This is a genomic window from Pseudacidovorax intermedius, assembly GCF_001476815.1.
GTDB classification, from domain to species: Bacteria; Pseudomonadota; Gammaproteobacteria; order Burkholderiales; family Burkholderiaceae_C; genus Xenophilus; species Xenophilus intermedius_A.
Genome location: NZ_LDSL01000129.1, coordinates 1 through 17,111, shown reverse-complemented (window position 1 = coordinate 17,111; position 17,111 = coordinate 1). Strand labels below are relative to the sequence as shown.

General features: G+C 68.9%; 19 protein-coding genes. 5 read left to right on the top strand and 14 right to left on the bottom strand.

The genetic code is table 11. The annotated features are described in order from the left end of the window. Nucleotides 1-131: 131 nt before the first annotated feature. The 8 genes from phbB to NS331_RS18870 all read right to left on the bottom strand — a co-directional run bounded on the left by phbB (nucleotide 132) and on the right by NS331_RS18870 (nucleotide 6,789). Complete coding sequence (phbB, locus tag NS331_RS18905) at nucleotides 132-869, bottom strand: acetoacetyl-CoA reductase (protein WP_058643505.1); 738 nt, start codon at nucleotides 867-869, stop codon at nucleotides 132-134. A gap of 222 nt (nucleotides 870-1,091) precedes the next feature. Beyond that, nucleotides 1,092-1,586, bottom strand: coding sequence for a disulfide bond formation protein B (locus NS331_RS18900; protein WP_058643504.1), 495 nt, complete (start codon nucleotides 1,584-1,586; stop codon nucleotides 1,092-1,094). Continuing rightward, complete coding sequence (locus NS331_RS18895; RefSeq protein ID WP_058643503.1) at nucleotides 1,583-2,689, bottom strand: sulfate/molybdate ABC transporter ATP-binding protein; 1,107 nt, start codon at nucleotides 2,687-2,689, stop codon at nucleotides 1,583-1,585. The genes NS331_RS18900 and NS331_RS18895 overlap by 4 nt, the downstream gene beginning before the upstream one ends. A 65-nt stretch (nucleotides 2,690-2,754) precedes the next feature. Further along, entirely contained in the window at nucleotides 2,755-3,660 is a 906-nt protein-coding gene (gene cysW, locus NS331_RS18890; protein WP_242873820.1) for a sulfate ABC transporter permease subunit CysW, read from the bottom strand. Next, nucleotides 3,657-4,544 (bottom strand): sulfate ABC transporter permease subunit CysT, encoded by an 888-nt coding sequence (cysT, locus tag NS331_RS18885; protein ID WP_058643501.1) that lies wholly within the window; start codon nucleotides 4,542-4,544, stop codon nucleotides 3,657-3,659. Before cysT ends, cysW begins: the two co-directional genes overlap by 4 nt. A 4-nt stretch (nucleotides 4,545-4,548) precedes the next feature. Continuing rightward, nucleotides 4,549-5,559, bottom strand: a complete 1,011-nt coding sequence (locus NS331_RS18880; RefSeq protein WP_058643500.1) for a sulfate ABC transporter substrate-binding protein — start codon at nucleotides 5,557-5,559, stop codon at nucleotides 4,549-4,551. Then, nucleotides 5,556-6,134 (bottom strand): RBBP9/YdeN family alpha/beta hydrolase, encoded by a 579-nt coding sequence (locus NS331_RS18875; RefSeq protein ID WP_058643499.1) that lies wholly within the window; start codon nucleotides 6,132-6,134, stop codon nucleotides 5,556-5,558. Before NS331_RS18875 ends, NS331_RS18880 begins: the two co-directional genes overlap by 4 nt. Before the next feature lie 13 nt (nucleotides 6,135-6,147). Then, nucleotides 6,148-6,789: a peroxiredoxin gene (locus NS331_RS18870; protein WP_017761948.1), complete on the bottom strand. Its 642-nt coding sequence runs from the start codon at nucleotides 6,787-6,789 to the stop codon at nucleotides 6,148-6,150. 220 nt (nucleotides 6,790-7,009) lie between these two features. Here NS331_RS18870 and NS331_RS18865 point away from each other — a divergent pair, with 220 nt between their 5' ends. Both NS331_RS18865 and NS331_RS18860 read left to right on the top strand, forming a co-directional pair. After that, nucleotides 7,010-7,690 (top strand): DUF2268 domain-containing putative Zn-dependent protease, encoded by a 681-nt coding sequence (locus NS331_RS18865; protein WP_058643498.1) that lies wholly within the window; start codon nucleotides 7,010-7,012, stop codon nucleotides 7,688-7,690. Then, nucleotides 7,684-8,211 (top strand): P-loop NTPase family protein, encoded by a 528-nt coding sequence (locus NS331_RS18860; RefSeq protein WP_058643497.1) that lies wholly within the window; start codon nucleotides 7,684-7,686, stop codon nucleotides 8,209-8,211. Before NS331_RS18865 ends, NS331_RS18860 begins: the two co-directional genes overlap by 7 nt. Nucleotides 8,212-8,239: 28 nt before the next feature. On the opposite strand, the gene NS331_RS18855 is transcribed toward NS331_RS18860, so the two are convergent. Beyond that, nucleotides 8,240-9,157: a LysR family transcriptional regulator gene (locus NS331_RS18855; RefSeq protein ID WP_058643496.1), complete on the bottom strand. Its 918-nt coding sequence runs from the start codon at nucleotides 9,155-9,157 to the stop codon at nucleotides 8,240-8,242. A 118-nt stretch (nucleotides 9,158-9,275) separates the two neighbouring features. On the opposite strand from NS331_RS18855, the gene NS331_RS18850 reads away from it, so the two are divergent. After that, nucleotides 9,276-9,899, top strand: coding sequence for an FMN-dependent NADH-azoreductase (locus NS331_RS18850; RefSeq protein WP_058643495.1), 624 nt, complete (start codon nucleotides 9,276-9,278; stop codon nucleotides 9,897-9,899). Between the two features lie 175 nt (nucleotides 9,900-10,074). On the opposite strand, the gene metE is transcribed toward NS331_RS18850, so the two are convergent. Further along, nucleotides 10,075-12,462, bottom strand: coding sequence for a 5-methyltetrahydropteroyltriglutamate--homocysteine S-methyltransferase (metE, locus tag NS331_RS18845; RefSeq protein ID WP_058643494.1), 2,388 nt, complete (start codon nucleotides 12,460-12,462; stop codon nucleotides 10,075-10,077). 70 nt (nucleotides 12,463-12,532) lie between these two features. Between metE and NS331_RS18840 the strand changes: the two genes are divergently transcribed. Further along, nucleotides 12,533-13,459, top strand: coding sequence for a LysR family transcriptional regulator (locus NS331_RS18840; protein WP_058643493.1), 927 nt, complete (start codon nucleotides 12,533-12,535; stop codon nucleotides 13,457-13,459). Between the two features lie 24 nt (nucleotides 13,460-13,483). Here NS331_RS18840 and NS331_RS18835 read toward each other — a convergent pair whose 3' ends face one another. The 4 genes from NS331_RS18835 to NS331_RS18820 form a co-directional block, all read right to left on the bottom strand. Beyond that, on the bottom strand, nucleotides 13,484-14,041 hold the full coding sequence (locus NS331_RS18835) for an NADPH-dependent FMN reductase (RefSeq protein WP_058643492.1): 558 nt from the start codon (nucleotides 14,039-14,041) through the stop codon (nucleotides 13,484-13,486). Between the two features lie 133 nt (nucleotides 14,042-14,174). Further along, nucleotides 14,175-15,092 carry a serine O-acetyltransferase EpsC gene (gene epsC, locus NS331_RS18830; protein WP_058643491.1) on the bottom strand — a complete coding sequence of 306 codons (918 nt, stop codon included), beginning with the start codon at nucleotides 15,090-15,092 and terminating at the stop codon, nucleotides 14,175-14,177. Nucleotides 15,093-15,245: 153 nt separating this feature from the next. After that, nucleotides 15,246-15,434: a hypothetical protein gene (locus NS331_RS18825; protein ID WP_058643490.1), complete on the bottom strand. Its 189-nt coding sequence runs from the start codon at nucleotides 15,432-15,434 to the stop codon at nucleotides 15,246-15,248. A gap of 82 nt (nucleotides 15,435-15,516) precedes the next feature. Further along, nucleotides 15,517-16,536, bottom strand: coding sequence for a sulfate ABC transporter substrate-binding protein (locus NS331_RS18820; RefSeq protein WP_058643527.1), 1,020 nt, complete (start codon nucleotides 16,534-16,536; stop codon nucleotides 15,517-15,519). Between the two features lie 156 nt (nucleotides 16,537-16,692). Between NS331_RS18820 and NS331_RS18815 the strand changes: the two genes are divergently transcribed. After that, the gene (locus tag NS331_RS18815; RefSeq protein ID WP_058643489.1) at nucleotides 16,693-16,968 is read left to right on the top strand and encodes an oxidative damage protection protein; all 276 of its coding nucleotides are present in this window, start codon (nucleotides 16,693-16,695) and stop codon (nucleotides 16,966-16,968) included. Nucleotides 16,969-17,111 lie beyond the last annotated feature (143 nt).

The following is a 17,111-nucleotide window of genomic DNA, read 5'->3' as shown; positions in this document are numbered from 1 at the left end:
CATTTTGCAGGAGCCGTGCCACCGGCCGCATCGGCGGGACATGCGCCGCGCATCAGCGAAAAGCCCGCGCGAGGCGGGCTTTTGGACAGGCGCCCGGCGCAGGCCGGCCGCCGCGGTCGCGCAGGTGCGCGTCAGTGCATGTGCAGGCCGCCGTTGACCGGGAAATCGGCGCCGGTGGAATAGCCGCCTTCGCTGGATGCCAGCCAGGAGATGATCGAGGCGATTTCGCTCGGTTCGCCCAGGCGCTTGACGGGGATGGTGCCGACGATCTTGTCCAGCACTTCCTGGCGGATGGCCTTGACCATGTCGGTGCCGATGTAGCCCGGGCTCACGGTGTTGACCGTCACGCCCTTGGTCGCCAGCTCCTGCGCCAGGGCCATGGTGAAGCCGTGCATGCCGGCCTTGGCGGCCGAGTAGTTGGTCTGGCCGGCCTGGCCCTTGGCGCCATTGACCGAGCTGATGTTGATGATGCGGCCCCAGCCCTTCTCGACCATGTCGCCCACCACCTGCTTGGTGACGTTGAACATGCTGTTGAGGTTGGTCTCGATGACCGCGTTCCAGTCGTCGGGCGTCATCTTCACGAACATGCGGTCGCGGGTGATGCCGGCGTTGTTCACCAGCACGTCGATGCTGCCGTGCTTGGCCTTCGCGTCGGAGAAGGCCTCGACCGTCGAGTCCCAGTTGCCCACGTTGCCCACCGAGGCGTGGAAGTCGAAACCCTCGGCCTTCTGTTCTGCAAGCCACTTGCCGTAGTCACGGGTCGGCCCGCAGCCGGCGATGACCGTGAAACCGTCCTGATGCAGGCGGCGGCAGATCGCGGTGCCGATGCCTCCCATGCCTCCGGTAACGTAAGCGACTTTCTTGCTCATGCTCGTACTTTCCTTGGTTGTCCCGGCGTTCTCGCCGGCCCGGTCACTTTAGCGACATTTCCTGTCGTTTCGCTGGCTGTGCCTCTCTAAAGAGATGAGGACAAACCGCAGGTGGGGGCCCGGCCATCCACCTGGTGGGCGCGCGGCACGTGGCATTGCCATGCGCGCCCACAAAAAAAGCCCGCACCTGGTCGCGTGCGGGCCGGGGAAGAATAAAAGCGCTCAGCGGCGCCGCTGGAACAGCAGCACCAGCAGCACGAGTCCGAAGGCCGTGAAGCAGAGGAAGGACCAGTTGGCGATCGACAGGCCCAGGAAGGTCCAGTCGATCTGCGAGCAATCGCCGCTGCCGCGGAAGATCATGGGCACCACGCGCTGCAGCGGGAAGGTCTCGATCATCCCGTAGATGTCGCGGCCGCAGCTCGCGAACTCGGGCGGATGCCACTGCAGCCAGCTCTGCCGCGCCGCGGTGAAGGCACCGCCGACCGAGAAGACCAGGGCCACGAAGCCCCAGAACTTGCGCAGGCCATGGCCGCCCGTGGCCGCCGCGAGCGCAGAGAACACCCCGACCAGAATGAGTGCATAGCGCTGCACGATGCACATGGGGCACGGCTCAAGCCCCACCACGTGCTGCAGATACATGCCGAAGGCCAGCATGGCCACGCAGGCCGCGGCGATGAGCCCGTGAATGCGCCGGGGCGCGCCGAATAGTTGGTTCAAATCCCTGATCCTTGGTCGACGAAGATGCGGGCCCGGCGGGGGCTCGCGACCACCGTGTCGCCCTCGCGCAGACCCAACTCGCGGAACTGCTGGGCAGGAATCTGCACCTCGATCACCGTTCCGGCGCCCGGATTATCCGGATTCGTTTCCACCGGTTCGAGTTCCATGCGCGCGATCGGGCCGACCACGATGGCGCGCGTCAGGCGCGCGACGATGCCGTGGGGTTGCGGCTGGCCGGCCGCGTAGCGGACGATGTCGAAGTCGTGCGGTCGCACATAGGCCAGCGCCTTGGCATCCTGCGCACGGTCCGCCTCGGTCGCGGTGAAGCGCATGCCCTGCTGCAGCTCGACCTCGCCCTCGTGCGCACGGCCGTGGAACAGGTTGACGTCGCCGAGGAAGCCGTAGACGAAGGGGCTGGCCGGATGGTCCCACACGTCCTGCGGTGAGCCGACCTGCTCGATGTGGCCGCTGTTCATCAGCACCACGCGGTCGGCCACTTCCAGCGCCTCTTCCTGGTCGTGGGTCACGAAGATGGAGGTGACGTGCAGCTCGTCGTGAAGCCGGCGCAGCCAGCGGCGCAGCTCCTTGCGCACCTTGGCATCCAGCGCGCCGAAGGGTTCGTCCAGCAGCAGCACCTTGGGCTCCACCGCCAGCGCGCGCGCCAGGGCGATGCGCTGGCGCTGGCCGCCCGAAAGCTGGGCCGGGTAGCGGTCGGCCAGCCAGTCCAGTTGCACCAGCTTGAGCAGATCCAGCACCTTGGCCTTGATCTGGGCATCGCTGGGCCGCTCGCTGCGCGGCTTGATGCGCAGGCCGAAGGCGACGTTCTCGAACACCGTCATGTGCCGGAACAGCGCGTAGTGCTGGAAGACGAAGCCCACCTGACGCTCGCGCACGTGCACGTCGGTGGTGTCCTCGCCGCTGAACAGGATGCTGCCGGTGTCGGCGGTTTCCAGGCCCGCGATGATGCGCAGCAGCGTGGTCTTGCCGCAGCCCGAGGGGCCCAGCAGCGCGAACAGCTCGCCCGAATCGATGTTCAGGCTGACGTCGCGCAGCGCGTGGAAGTCGCCGAAGCGCTTGCTGACGTTGCGGATTTCGATGCTCATGATTGGCTAACTCTTGGTCTGTTCTGGCGCCCTGCACACCCACGGGGCGACTCGGATGGCATGCGTCAGGCGGCAGGCGCCGGGCGCTCCGGCGGCAATTCGGACAGGGCCTTCATCTCGCGCTCGTGGCGCCACTCGGCCACCGTCTTGATCACCAGCGTGACCAGCGCCAGCACCGCCAGCAGCGAGGCGACGGCGAAGGCGGCGACGGACTGGTACTCGTTGTAGAGCACCTCCACGTGCAGCGGCATGGTGTTGGTCTGGCCGCGGATGTGGCCCGACACCACCGACACCGCGCCGAACTCGCCCATGGCCCGCGCGTTGCAGAGGATCACGCCGTACAGCAGACCCCACTTGATGTTGGGCAGCGTCACGTGCCAGAAGGTCTGCCAGCCGCTCGCGCCCAGCACGATGGCGGCCTGCTCCTCCTCGGTACCCTGCGCCTGCATCAGCGGAATCAGCTCCCGCGCGATGAAGGGAAAGGTCACGAACACGGTCGCCAGCACGATGCCGGGCACGGCGAAGATGATCTTGATGTTGTGCTCAGCCAGCCAGGGTCCCAGCCAGCCCTGCGCGCCGAACACCAGCACGTAGATCAGGCCGGCCACCACGGGCGAGACGGCGAAAGGCAGGTCCACCAGCGTCGTGAGAAAGGCCTTGCCCTTGAACTCGTACTTGGCGATGGCCCAGGCCGCCGCCACGCCGAACACCAGGTTCAGCGGCACCGAAATGGCCGCCACGATCAGAGTCAGCTCGATGGCGGACCAGGCGTCCGGCTCCTTCAGCGCCTCGACGTAGGCGCCCCAGCCCTTGCGCAGCGCCTCGGTGGCCACGGCGGCCAGCGGCAGCACGAGGAAGAAGAACATGAAGATGAGCGCCAGCGCGATCAGCGTCCAGCGCACGGCGGGCGATTCGGTGGTGCCCGCGCGCACGCGGCCGCTGCCGGCGCGCATACCTGTCGTACCGCTCATGCCGACGCCCCCCGCTTGCGCTGCCAGGCCTGCAGCGCGTTGATGACCAGCAGCATCAGGAAGGAGAAGACCAGCATCACCAGCGCCACGGCGGTGGCGCCCTGGTAGTCGTACTGCTCCAGCTTGCCGATGATGATGAGCGGCGTGATCTCGGAAATCATGGGCATGTTGCCGGCAATGAAGATGACGGAGCCGTACTCGCCGATGGCACGGGCGAAGGCCATGGCGAAGCCGGTGAGCAGCGCCGGCGTGATCGACGGCAGGATCACCAGCCGGAAGGTCTGCCAGCGCGTGGCGCCCAGCGATGTGGCGGCTTCTTCCAGTTCCTTCTCGGTGTCTTCCAGCACCGGCTGCACCGTGCGCACGACGAAGGGCAGCCCGATGAAGATCAGCGCGATCACCACGCCGGCCGGCGTGAATGCCAGCTTGATGCCCAGTGGCTCCAGGTACTGGCCGATCCAGCCGTTGCCGGCCAGCAGCGCCGTGAGCGAGATGCCGGCCACGGCGGTGGGCAGCGCAAAGGGCAGGTCCACCAGCGCGTCGACGATCTTCTTGCCCGGAAACTTGTAGCGCACCAGCACCCAGGCCACCAGCAGGCCGGTGAACAGGTTGACCAGCGCCGCCAGGAAGGAGGCGCCGAAGGTCAGCCGGTACGAGGCCAGCACGCGCGGCGCGCTGACCGCCACCCAGAACTGCTCCCAGCTCATGGTGAAGGTCCTGAAGACCAGCGTGCTGAGCGGAATCAGCACGATCAGGCACAGATAGAAGATCGTGTACCCGAGCGTCAGATGGAAGCCCGGCAGCACCCGCTTGGCGCCGCCGGCCCTCGAACGAGAGACCGGCGCTGCCGGGGTCGGCAGCGCCGGCGAAGTCACACCAGCCATGGGATCAGCGCGCGCCGGGGGTGTAGAGCTTGTCGAACTGGCCGCCGTCGTTGAAGTGCACCTTCTGCGCCTCGCCCAGGCTTCCGAAGAGTTCCTGCACCGTGAACAGCTGCAGCGGCTTGAAGGTCGCGGCGTTCTTCTTCAGCACGGCCTGCGAACGGGGCCGCAGCGCATGCTTGGCGGCGATCTCCTGCGCCTCGTCGGAGTACAGCCAGTCCAGGTAGGCCTTGGCCAGCTCGCCGGTGCCCTTCTTGGCCACCGTGCGCTCGACCACCGCCACCGGGTTCTCGGCCAGAATGCTGATGCTCGGATAGACGGCGTCGACCTTGCCGGTGCCGAAGTCGCGGTCGATGGAGACCACTTCCGATTCGAAGGTGATCAGCACGTCGCCGATGTTGCGCTGCAGGAAGGCCGTGGTGGCATCGCGGCCGCCGCGCGCCAGCACCGGCACGTTCTTGAACAGCTTGCCGACGAATTCCGCGGCCTGGGCGTCGGTGCCGCCCTTCTTCTTCACGTAGCCCCAGGCGGCCAGATAGGCATAGCGGCCGTTGCCGCCGGTCTTGGGGTTGACCACCACCACCTGCACGCCGGGCTTGATCAGGTCGTCCCAGTCCTTGATGCCCTTGGGATTGCCGTTGCGCACCAGGAACAGCATGGTCGAGGTGGTGGGCGAGGCGTTGTCGGGGAATTTCTTGGTCCAGTCCTTCGCCACCACGCCCTTGTCGGCCAGGAAGTCGATGTCCGTGCTGGTGTTCATCGTCACGACATCCGCGTCGAGGCCGTCGGCCACCGCGCGGGCCTGGGCGCTGGAGCCGCCGTGCGACTGGTCGATCTTGACGTCCTTGCCGGTGGTCTTCTTGTAGTGGGCGGCAAAAGCGGCGTTGTAGTCCTTGTAGAACTCGCGCGCCACGTCGTACGACGCGTTCAGCAGCTGGTTCTGGGCGAAGGCATTGCCGGCGAAGGCCGAGGCGGCCACCGTCAGGGCCGCGGCGAAGGTCTTGATCTTGGAATTCATAAGGTCGCGGAGTGTGGCACGGAAGACCGGTCCCCCGCCGTCAGACGGCTGGGGGCATCGGTGAGGGATTCGAGCAGCGCGAGGCCCAGCGGCCAGTCGCCGTGGCCCGAATCCACATTGATGTGGCCCGCATTCTGGATGCGGACGAATTCGCTGCCCCAGGCCCGGGCATAGGCGCCGGCCAGGCGCACGGGGCAGAAGGGGTCGGTGGTGCTGGCCACGACGATGCTGCGGTAGGGCAGGCGCGCATAGGGCACCGGCGCGAAGTCGACCAGTGCCGCGCGGCGCTCCGGGTCGGCCGGGGCCACCAGCAGCGCGCCCCGCACGTGGGCGGCGGCCTCCGCGCCCAGGTGGCTGGTCGCGATGCAGCCCAGGCTGTGGGCGGCGATCACCACCGGTTCGGGCCGCGACAGGATCAGCCGCTCCAGCGTGCCGACCCAAGCCTCGCGCCGGGGCGAGACCCAGTCGTCCTGCACCACGCGCTCGGCGTCCTGCAGGCGCTCCGCCCACAAGCTCTGCCAGTGGCCGGGGCCGGAGTCGCGCCAGCCCGGCACGATGATGATGCGCTGCGTCATGGCCGCGGGCGGCTCACTTGTTGGGCTGCGGCGTCACGCGCAGGTAGGGGCGCACGGCGTTCCAGCCCTTGGGGAAGCGGGCCTTCAGCTCTTCCGGGTCCTGGATGCTGGGCACGATCACCACGTCGTCGCCGTCCTTCCAGTTGGCGGGCGTGGCCACCTTGTGGCTGTCGGTGAGCTGCAGCGAGTCGATCACGCGCAGGATCTCGTCGAAGTTGCGGCCCGTGCTCGCCGGGTAGGTGATGGTGGCGCGCACCACCTTCTTCGGGTCGATGATGAACACGCTGCGCACCGTGGCGGTGGCCGACGCATTCGGGTGGATCAGGTCGTACAACTCGGCCACCTTGCGATCGGCGTCGGCCAGGATCGGGAAATTGACGGTGGTGTTCTGCGTCTCGTTGATGTCGCCGATCCATTCCTTGTGCTTGTCGGCCGGGTCGACGCTGATGGCGATGGGCTTGACGCCGCGCTTGGCGAATTCGCCGCCCAGGGCCGCCGTCTTGCCCAGCTCGGTGGTGCACACCGGCGTGAAGTCGGCGGGGTGCGAGAACAGCACCACCCAGGAATCGCCCGCCCAGTCGTAGAAATGCAGGGCGCCCTCGGAGGAATCCTGGGTGAAGTCGGGGGCGGTGTCACCGAGTCGCAGCGTGGCCATGGCGGTCTCCTCTGAGGATGGATGGGATGGGATGCGATGGGATGGGATGGGAGCGCCGATTCTGGGCATGCGGCTTCGGATAACAAACGAATATCTCCTTGTTTGGTTATGCATAAGCGGACATAAAGTGCAGGACGACGTTGGCCAGGCAGGAGAGGTGGTCAGGAAGCAGGCGGGGCGCACGATTACAGTCGCCCGCCCCGACTGGAGGTAGCACCGCATGTCCCTGCGCATTCATCTTCTGGACGCCGGCCGCGTCCTCGACCCTTGGAGGATGCAAATTGAGCCGCTGATTCACGACAGCCTTGCCGAACTCAGCGACCATTTCGACCTGTCCGACCTCGATGTGATCGTCTATCCGTCGACCCAGAGCATTCCCGAACTGGGCGTCAACGGCTTCGCAGAGAGCGGCCACCTTCTGCATTTGAAGCTCGACGTCAGCAACCGGTACTTCGCGAGCCAGCACGCACAAGCGATTCCTGCATTGCTGGCCCACGAAGTCCATCACTGCATGCGTGATCGAACGGTCGGCTACGGCGAAACGCTGGCCCAGGCCCTGGTTTCCGAGGGCTTGGCATGTGCGTTCGAGCGCCAAGTCACCGGCCGACTTCCAGCCTATGCCACCGCATTGAGCGACACGCAACTCGACGAGTGGCTGCAAAGAGCGCTGCCTCATCTGCATTCCCCGAGCTACGACCACGCGTCCTGGTTTTTCGGCAACCCGCGCGCCGGTATCCCGCGCCATTGCGGCTATTCGCTCGGCTATGCCCAAGTGGACAGTTGGATGAAAAAAACGGGCTGCACCGCGGGAGCAGCCGTCGATGTGCCGGCAACGGCGTTCTGGCAGCCCGGCGAGGATGGGTCGACACCGCCGGACACGTCGACGGCGCATGCATGCTGACCGACCTCGGCCCCCGCATCTGCATCATGGGCCCCTCCAACAGCGGCAAGTCCACGCTCGCGGTGGCCATCGGCCGGGCGCGGGGGCTGACGGCCGTGCACCTCGACCAGCTCTATCACCTGCCGGGGACGGACTGGCAGCCCCGGCCGCGGTCCGAATTCGTCGCCCTGCACGACGACGCGATCCGCGCCGAGCGCTGGGTGATGGACGGCAACTATTCGCAGTGCCTGCCCCAGCGGCTCGCCCGCGCCACCGGCTTCATCCTGCTGGAGACGAGCACGGCGCTGAGCCTGTGGCGCTACGTGCGCCGCTGCTGGTTCGAGACCGGCCGGCTGGGCGCGCTGGACGGCGGCCAGGACAGCGTCAAGTGGGTCATGCTGCGCCACATCGCGGTCACCTCGCCGCGCAACCGGCAGCGCTACCAGACGATGTTCGACGAACTGGCGCTGCCCAAGGTGCGGCTGGCGACGCGACGCGAGCTGGCGCGCTTCTATGCGCACGAGGGCCTGCAGCGCCCCTGAGAGATCGCCGGCCGACAGCGGCCGCGGCTCAGGCCGGCGGCTCGCCCGTGCCCAGCACCTCGCTCAGAAAGTCCAGCACCGCCCGCACCGCCGGCACCAGCGCCCGGCGCGGCGTGAACATGGCGTGCACGATGCCCGGCGGCGGCTGCCAATCGGGCAACACCTTGACCAGCGCGCCCGAATGCATCGCCTCGCGGCACAGGTAGTCGGGCAGGAAGCCGATGCCCACGCCCTGCGCCACCGCGAAGCGCAGCGTCAGCAGATCGTTGGCCAGGTAGCGCGGCGTCTGCAGCAGCAGGTGGGTCGCGCCGCCCGGGCCCTCGAGCAGCGTGCCGGCGCGCGCATCGGCGGCGGACATGGCGACGCAATCCACCGGCCCCAGCGCCTCGGGATGGGTGATGGGGCCGTGGCGGGCCAGCAGTTCCGGCGTGCCGACCAGCAGCAGGCGGCTGCAGTCGAAGACCCGCGAGGCCAGCGTGGCGCTGTTCTCCACCTCGCTGCGCACGCGCAGGGCGATGTCCACGCCCTCCTCCACCGGGTCCACCGGCCGGTTCATCACCCGCATCTCGATCTGCACGCCCGGATACCGGTGGAAGAAGGTCGGCAGGGCCGGGCCGACGTTGCTCTGCGCCAGCGTGGTGGGGCAGCTCAGGCGCACCAGCCCGCGCGGCTCCTTGCGCACCTGGGCCACCTCGGCGGCGCCAGCCTCGGCCGCCTCGCGCACGGCGACGCAATGGCGCAGGTAGACCTCGCCCGCCGGTGTGAGCGACAGGCGACGGGTGCTGCGCTGAAGCAGCTGCACCCCCAGCGAGGCCTCCAGCTGCGCGATGCGGCGCGACAGGCGCGACTTGGGCACGTCCAGCGCGCGGCTGGCGGCGCTGAAGCCGCCGCGCTCCACCACTTCAGCGAAAAAGACGAGGTCGTTGAGGTCCTGGGTCGGGCTCATTGTTCCATCCAAAGAACGAATGGTCGCGATTTTGGCCGCTTATCGCCCCGTTGTCCCAGTTTTAGACTTCGCCCCATCGTCGGCCCATGTCGGGCCCTCTCACTCAGGAGTGAAGAACATGAAACTGCTGCAAGTCGATTCCAGCGTCCTCGGCGCCAATTCCGTGTCCCGCCAGCTGACGGCCGAAGTGGTCCGCGACTGGGTGGCCGCCCATCCCGGCACCGAGGTGGATTACCTGGACGTGGCCGCCGACGCACCCGGCCATTTCGGCGCCGACGCGCTGGGCGTGAAGGTGGGGGCCGAGGCGACCACCGACGCACAGAAGCAGGAGAACGCCGTCTCTGAGCGCCTGGTGCGCCAGTTCCTGGCCGCCGACGTGGTGGTCGTGGGCGCGCCGCTGTACAACTTCTCGATCCCCAGCCAGCTCAAGGCCTGGATCGACCGCCTGGCTCAGCCCGGCCGCACCTTCAAGTACACCGAGAAGGGCCCGCAGGGCCTGGCCACCGGCAAGACCGTGATCGTGGTGTCCACCCGCGGCGGCATGTACTCGACCAGCGAGGCCGGCCAGGCCGCCGAGCACCAGGAGAGCTACCTGAAGGTGATCTTCGGCTTCTTCGGCATCACCGACGTGCGCTTTGTGCGCGCCGAAGGCCTGGCGATGGGCGAAGCGGCCCGCGCCGCGGCGCTGGAGGCGGCCCGCGCTTCGATTCCCGCCGCGGCGGAGGCGACCGCCGCCGCCTGAATGCAGCGCCGTGCCCGCGGCCCGCGGACGACGGGCCCGCGCGGCACCTTGCAGCCGGAGGATCAAGAGAGCCGTTCAGGCTGAGCCTGTCGAAGCCGGGGCGCGATCCAGTGGACGCGGCGCCAGGCCCGGCCCGCACGGCAGCGTTCCGCGTTTGAGTCGCCGGCCAGCCGCATCAAAGCTCGGCCGTCTCTGTCGCCACGGCGGCCTGCGCCTGCCGCCCCAGCCCCAGTTCCTCGCGCATCTGCCGCGCGGCCGCCACCATGTTGGCGAGTGCGGCCTCGGTCTCGGCCCAGCCGCGGGTCTTGAGGCCGCAGTCGGGGTTCACCCAGAGATGGCCGGCCGGCACCACGGCCGCGGCCTTGCGCAGCAGACGCACCATCTCCGCCACCGGCGGCACGCGCGGCGAATGGATGTCGTACACGCCGGGACCGATCTCGTTGGGGTAGCGCAGCCCGCGCTCGCCGCCGAAGCCGCGCAGCAGTTCCATGTCGGAGCGGCTGGTCTCGATGGTGATAACGTCGGCGTCCAGCGCCGCGATCTCCGGCAGGATGTCGTTGAACTCCGCGTAGCACATGTGCGTGTGGATCTGCGTGTCGTCGCGCACGCCCGAGGCGCACAGCCGGAAGGCGCGCCCGGCCCAGTCCAGGTAGGCCTTCCAGCCGGCGCGGCGCAGCGGCAGGCCCTCGCGCAGCGCCGGCTCGTCGATCTGGATCATGCCGATGCCGGCCCGCTCCAGGTCCAGCACCTCGTCGCGCAGCGCCCACGCGATCTGCTCGCAGGTCTGCTGGCGCGGCTGGTCGTCGCGCACGAAAGCCCACTGCAGCATGGTGACCGGGCCGGTGAGCATGCCTTTCATCGGCAGCGGCGTCAGGCGCTGCGCATAGGCTGTCCATTCGACCGTCATGGCCGTGGGCCGCGCCACGTCGCCGTAGATGAGCGGCGGCTTGACGCAGCGCGAGCCGTAGGACTGCACCCAGCCGTTGGCGGTGAAGGCATAGCCGTCGAGCTGCTCGCCGAAATACTCGACCATGTCATTGCGCTCGGGCTCGCCGTGTACCAGCACGTCCAGGCCGAGCGCCTCCTGCGCCTTCACCACGCGGTCGATTTCCTCGCGCATGGCCCGGGCATAGGCCTCGGCCGGCAGTGCGCCGCGGCGGTGGGCCGCCCGCTGGGCGCGGATGGCGGCGGTCTGCGGGAAGGAGCCGATGGTGGTGGTGGGCAGGGGCGGCAACGCGAAGCGGCGCTGCTGGGCCGCTTGCCGATGCGCGAAGGGCGCGGCCCGGCGGTCGTCGCCGGCCATCCGGCGGGCCAGCCGCTGCGCCACCTCGGGCCGGCGCACGCGCGGGCTGGCCCGGCGGCTGGCGATAGCCGCACGCGCCTCGGCCAGGGCCGGCCCGGCGGATGCATCGCCGGCGAGTGCACGGCGCAGCAGTTGCACTTCGCCCAGCTTCTCGCAGGCGAAGGCCAGCCAGCTGCGCAGTTCGGCGTCCAGCTGCGGCTCAGCCTGCAAACCGAAGGGCACGTGCAGCAGTGAACACGACGGTGCCAGCCACAGCTCGCCCCGGTGCTTGCCGGCCACCGGCCGCAGGCGTGCGAGCGCGTCATCCAGGTCGGTGCGCCAGATGTTGCGGCCATCGACGATGCCGACCGACAGAACCTTGTGCGCCGGCAGCCAGTCGGCCACGCCGGTCAGTTCCTCCGGCGCGCGCACCGCGTCCACGTGCAGGCCGGCGACGGGCAGCTGGCAGGCTAGCCGCAGGTTTTCCGCCAGCGGCGAGAAGTAGGTGGCCAGCAGCAGCCGGGGCGCGTTGCGGGCCAGTTGCCAGTAGCTGCGCTCGAAGCTCTGGCGCCAGGGCTCGGGCAGGTCGAGGCCCAGGATGGGCTCGTCGATCTGCACCCATTCCACGCCTTGGGCCTTGAGGCGGCCCAGCACCCGTTCGTACACCGGCAGCAGTGCGTCGAGCAGCGACAGGCGGTCGAAACCGGCCTGTTTTTCCTTGCCCAGCCATAGGAAGCTCAGCGGCCCGAGCAGCACGGCCTTGACCGGATGGCCCAGCGCCTGGGCCTCGGCCACCTCGTCGAACAGCCGGGCGCTCGATGCATGGTCGAAGGCGGTGGCCGGGCCGAACTCGGGCACGAGGTAGTGGTAGTTGGTGTCGAACCACTTGGTCATTTCCAGCGCATGCGGGGCGGCAGCAGCAGGCGCCGCGGCCGCGCCGGCATGGCCGCAGCAGGTGGGCGCCGCGGCAGGCGCCACGCCGCGAGCCATCGCGAAGGCGCGCGCCAGGTCCGTCTGTCCGGTGCCGAAGCCGAAGCGGGCGGGCTCGCAGCCCAGCAGCTGGATGTGGTTGAGCACTTGGTCGTAGAAGGCGAAGTCGCCGACGGTGACGAAGTCCAGCCCGGCCTCGCGTTGCAAGGCCCAGTGGCGGGCGCGCAGCCCGGCGCCGACGGCTTCCAGCGCCGCGGCATCGGTGTCGCCGCGCCAGTGGGCCTCGAGGGCGAATTTCAGTTCTCGTTGCGCGCCGATGCGCGGGAATCCCAGGATGTGTGTGCGAGTCATGGCCGGATCATCCCGGCGCGCCCTCTATGATTCAAACGAAACTTTTTGCGCCATCGCTTGAATCATTTTCATGATGCAGCCCATCCTCGACATCCGCCATCTGCGCACGCTTGCCGCGCTGCGCGACACCGGCAGCCTGGTGCGCGCGGCGCAGTTGCTCAACCTGACCCAGTCGGCGCTCTCGCACCAGCTCAAGGCGCTGGAGGCGCACTACGGCTGCGCCCTGTTCGAGCGCAAGTCGCTGCCACCCCAGTTCACCGCCAGCGGCCTGCGCCTGCTGGCCCTGGCGGACACGGTGCTGCCGCAGATGGAGGCGGCCGACCGCGACGTGGCGCGGCTGTCGGGCGGCGGCAGCGGCCAGTTGCGCATCGCGGTCGAATGCCACACCTGCTTCGACTGGCTGATGCCGGCCATGGACAACTTCCGCCAGGCCTGGCCAGAAATCGAGCTGGACATCGTCTCGGGCTTCCATCCCGACCCCGTGGCACTCCTGCTGCAGGACAAGGCGGAAGTCGCCATCGTGTCCGAGCAGGACGCCGCCGAGCCGGTGGACCACCATGCGCTATTCCGCTTCGAGATCGTCGCGCTGATGGCCAATGGCCACGCCCTGGCTCAAAAGCCGTTCCTCACGGCCGAGGATTTCGCCGAGCAGACACTGATCACCTACCCGGTGCCGGACGACATGCTGGACGTGCTGCGCCAGGTGCTGGTGCCCGCCGGCCTGCAGCCCCGGCAGCGCCGCACCACCGAACTGACGGTCGCGATGCTGCAGCTGGTGGCCAGCGGCCGGGGCATCGCCGCCCTGCCCTGGTGGGCAGTACAGAGCTACCTGGACCGGGGCTACGTGAGCGCACGGCCCATCGGTCCGCAGGGCCTGCGCGGCGAGCTGCACATGGCCTGCCGGCCGGGGGTGTCGGCGCAGGCCTGGCTGTCGGACTTCGTGCGCATCACGCGCGACAGCTGCTTCAAGCGGCTGCCGGGGATCGCGCTGCTGTGAGTTGCCCGGCTGCGCGCAGCGCCTTCACACGCTCGCGTGCTGCTTCACCCAGGCCACGTACTTGTCCACCCAGGTCTGCAGGAACTTGCGGCTGCCCTCGTTGCCGATGTGGCCCTTGTCGTCGAACAGGTCGTCCTTGTTCTGGATGAAGGCCTCGGGCTGGCCCAGCGTGGGCACGTCCAGGTAGGCCAGCACGTTGCGCAGGTGCTGCTGCGCCAGCGCCGTGCCGATGGCGCCCGGCGAGATGCCGATCACGCCCGCCGGCTTGCCGCCCCAGGCATTCTGGCCGTAGGGCCGCGAGCCATGGTCCAGCGCGTTCTTCAGGACGCCGGGAATCGAGCGGTTGTATTCGGGCGTGACGAACAGCAGGCCCTGCGCCCGCGCGATTTCGGTCTTGAGCTGCTGCACCTCGGCCGGCTGCTTGCCGTCCAGGTCCTGGTTGTAGAGCGGCAGGTTGTCGATGCGCAGGTGCTCGAAGGTGAAGCCCTCCGGCGCCAGCGCGGCCAGCGCCAGGGCCAGCTTGCGGTTGAGGGAATCCTGGCGAATGCTGCCGACCAGGACGGCGATGCGGTATTGGCTCATGAAGGGTGATCCGGTTGCGGGTTCGAACGGACAAAGCCCTGATGCTGGCGGCGGGTCGCCGCCCAGTCTGTCAGCCATTGCCGCACCGGCCCTTCGCCGGGCAACGCCTTCCCGCCAGAGCGCCCGCAGTCGCTCAGCAGTCGCCCGGGCGCGCGCCGCGGTTCTTCTGCAGGCTGGCCTGCGTCACGGCCGCGCCGGGCGCCACGTCGTCCGTCACCCAGACATTGCCGCCCACCGTGGCGCCCTTGCCGATGGTCACGCGGCCCAGGATGGTGGCGCCGGCATAGACCACCACGTCGTCCTCCACGATGGGATGGCGCGGCAGGCCCTTCTGCGGATGGCCGTTCTCGTCCGTCGGGAAGCGCTTGGCGCCCAGCGTCACCTGCTGGTACAGGCGCACGCGCTGGCCGATCACGGCCGTCTCGCCGATCACGATGCCGGTGCCGTGGTCCATGAAGAAGCCGGCGCCGATGGTCGCGCCGGGATGGATGTCGATGCCGGTCTGCGCATGGGCGCGCTCGGCCACCATGCGCGCCAGCAGCGGCAGGCCCAGCCGGTACAGCGGATGGGCGATGCGGTGGTGGATCATGGCCGTCACGCCCGGGTAGCACAGCAGCACCTCGTCCACGCTCTGCGCGGCCGGGTCGCCCTGGTAGGCGGCCATGACGTCGGTGTCCAGCAGCGCGCGGATGGCGGGCAGTTGCAGCGCGAATTCGCGCACCCGCTGCTGCGCGTCGGCCTGCAGCTCGGCGGGGGAAATGGCGTCGAGCCGCCGCACGTGGCGCAGCTCCTGCACGGCCTGGTCCTGCAGCTGGCGCAGGGCCTGGTCGATGGTGTGGGCGACGTAGAAGTCCTCGCCCTCCTCGCGCAGGTGCGACGGCCCCAGGCGCATGGGGAAGAGCGCGCCGACGAGGTCTTCGACCACCTCGTTCACCACGCTGCGCGAGGGCAGCTGGCGCTCGCCGCCGGCCACGCGCTGCTGCGCATGACGCCAGTCGTTGCGCACCTGGCGCAGGGACGAGACGATTTCTTCGATGGGAAAGGCGGACATGGGCTTCGCTCGGCAGTCGGGCACGGGCCCGCGGTGCGCGGGCGGGGCGCCTATTCTGCGCGAGCGGGCGGCGGGCTGCCTTGTCCCTGGCGCGGTGGGTGAATCGTGCGCCGCGGCGGCGGCCGGGCGGCGGGCGTGGCAGAGCGTCCGCGATCAGCCGGTGCGGACCGCGCCGGCCGGCGCGGCGGCCGCCGGCCCGGCGTCATCGCGTTCGGCCAGCGCGGCGCCGGCCACGGCCAGCGTGGCCACCAGCATGATGCTCAGGGCCAGATCGGCCACGCGGCGGCGCCAGCCGCGCAGGCTGCGGGGCGGCGGCAGGGCGTCGGTGAGGATGGGTGGCATGGGTCGCTCCCTTCGCTTCGGTGAGTCGGCTTGCGCGGTGCGGCAGCGGCAGCACCGCCACCGCGCGCGCCGGCCGCGCCGCTCACTTCGGCTTGTTGGTGTAGATCTGGTCGAAGCTGCCGCCGTCGGCAAAGTGCGCCTTGTCGGCCTTCGCCCAGCCGCCGAAGGCGTCGTCGATGGTGAACAGCGTGAGCTTGGGGAACTGGTCGGCGTACTTGGCCTTGGCCTTGTCGCCCGTGGGGCGGTAGTAGTTGCGGCCGGCGATGTCCTGGCCTTCGTCCGAATACAGGTATTTGAGGTATTCCTCGGCCACGGCGCGGGTGCCCTTGCGGTCCACCACCTTGTCGACCACGGCCACCGTGGGCTCGGCCAGGATGGAGACGGAGGGCACGACGATGTCGAACTTGTCGGGCCCGAATTCCTTCACCGCCAGGAAGGCCTCGTTCTCCCAGGCCAGCAGCACGTCGCCCACGCCGCGCTGCACGAAGGTGATGGTCGAGCCGCGCGCGCCCGTGTCCAGCACCGGGACGTTGGCGAACAGCTTGCCAATGTATTCCTTGGCCTTGGCATCGCCGCCGTACTTGCGCTTGGCGAATTCCCAGGCGGCCAGGTAGTTCCAGCGGGCGCCGCCGGAGGTCTTGGGGTTGGGCGTGATCACCTGCACGCCGGGCTTGACCAGGTCGTCCCAGTCCTTCAGGCCCTTGGGGTTGCCCTTCTTCACCAGGAACACGATGGTGGAGTTGTAGGGCGCCGAGTTGTGCGGCAGGCGCTTCTGCCAGTCGGCCTTGACCAGGCCGCCGTGCTGCACCAGCGCGTCGATGTCGCCGCCGAGTGCCAGGGTGGCGACGTCCGCGTCGATGCCGTCGATGATCGAGCGCGCCTGCTTGCCCGAGCCGCCGTGCGACTGCTTGACCACCACGTCCTGGCCGGTCTTGCCCTTCCAGTACTTGGCGAAGGCCTTGTTGTAGTCCACGTACAGCTCGCGCGTGGGGTCGTAGGACACGTTGAGCAGCGTCACGGTCTGCGCCCAGGCCGGCAGGGACAAGGCGGCCGCCGCGCCGGCGACGAGGGAAAGCTTGATAAAGTCACGGCGGAGATTCATGTTCATGCCTTGTTGTGCATAAGGTCGATGGCTTGAATTCTGGATATCGCATAAGGAAAGGGGAACGACGGAGTTCTCAGTTCTAAATAGCGAAATCAGCTAAGCCGGCCGCTCGCGCCGCAACCTCCCTCTCACCGCTACACAAGAAAGCCCCCCATGGCACGCATGGTTCAATGCATCAAGCTCGGCAAGGAAGCCGAAGGCCTCGACTTCCCGCCCTATCCCGGCGAACTCGGCAAGCGCATCTGGGAGAACGTCAGCAAGGAAGCCTGGGCGGCCTGGCTCAAGCACCAGACCATGCTGGTCAACGAGAACCGCCTGAACCTGGCCGATGCCCGCGCCCGCCAGTACCTGGCGCGCCAGATGGAGAAGCATTTCTTCGGCGACGGCGCCGACGCCGCCCAGGGCTACGTGCCGCCGCCGGCGGCCTGAGATCCACCGTCCGCACGGCGGCGGCGCCTGGCGCCACCGCCGCCGAGCGGCCCGCCTGCGTGCGGCCCGGCCCGGGCGCTTCGACAGGCGCAAGCCGAACCTGCCCCCTCCTGCGCCCCGGCCGCACGCGCGCAGCACCCCTC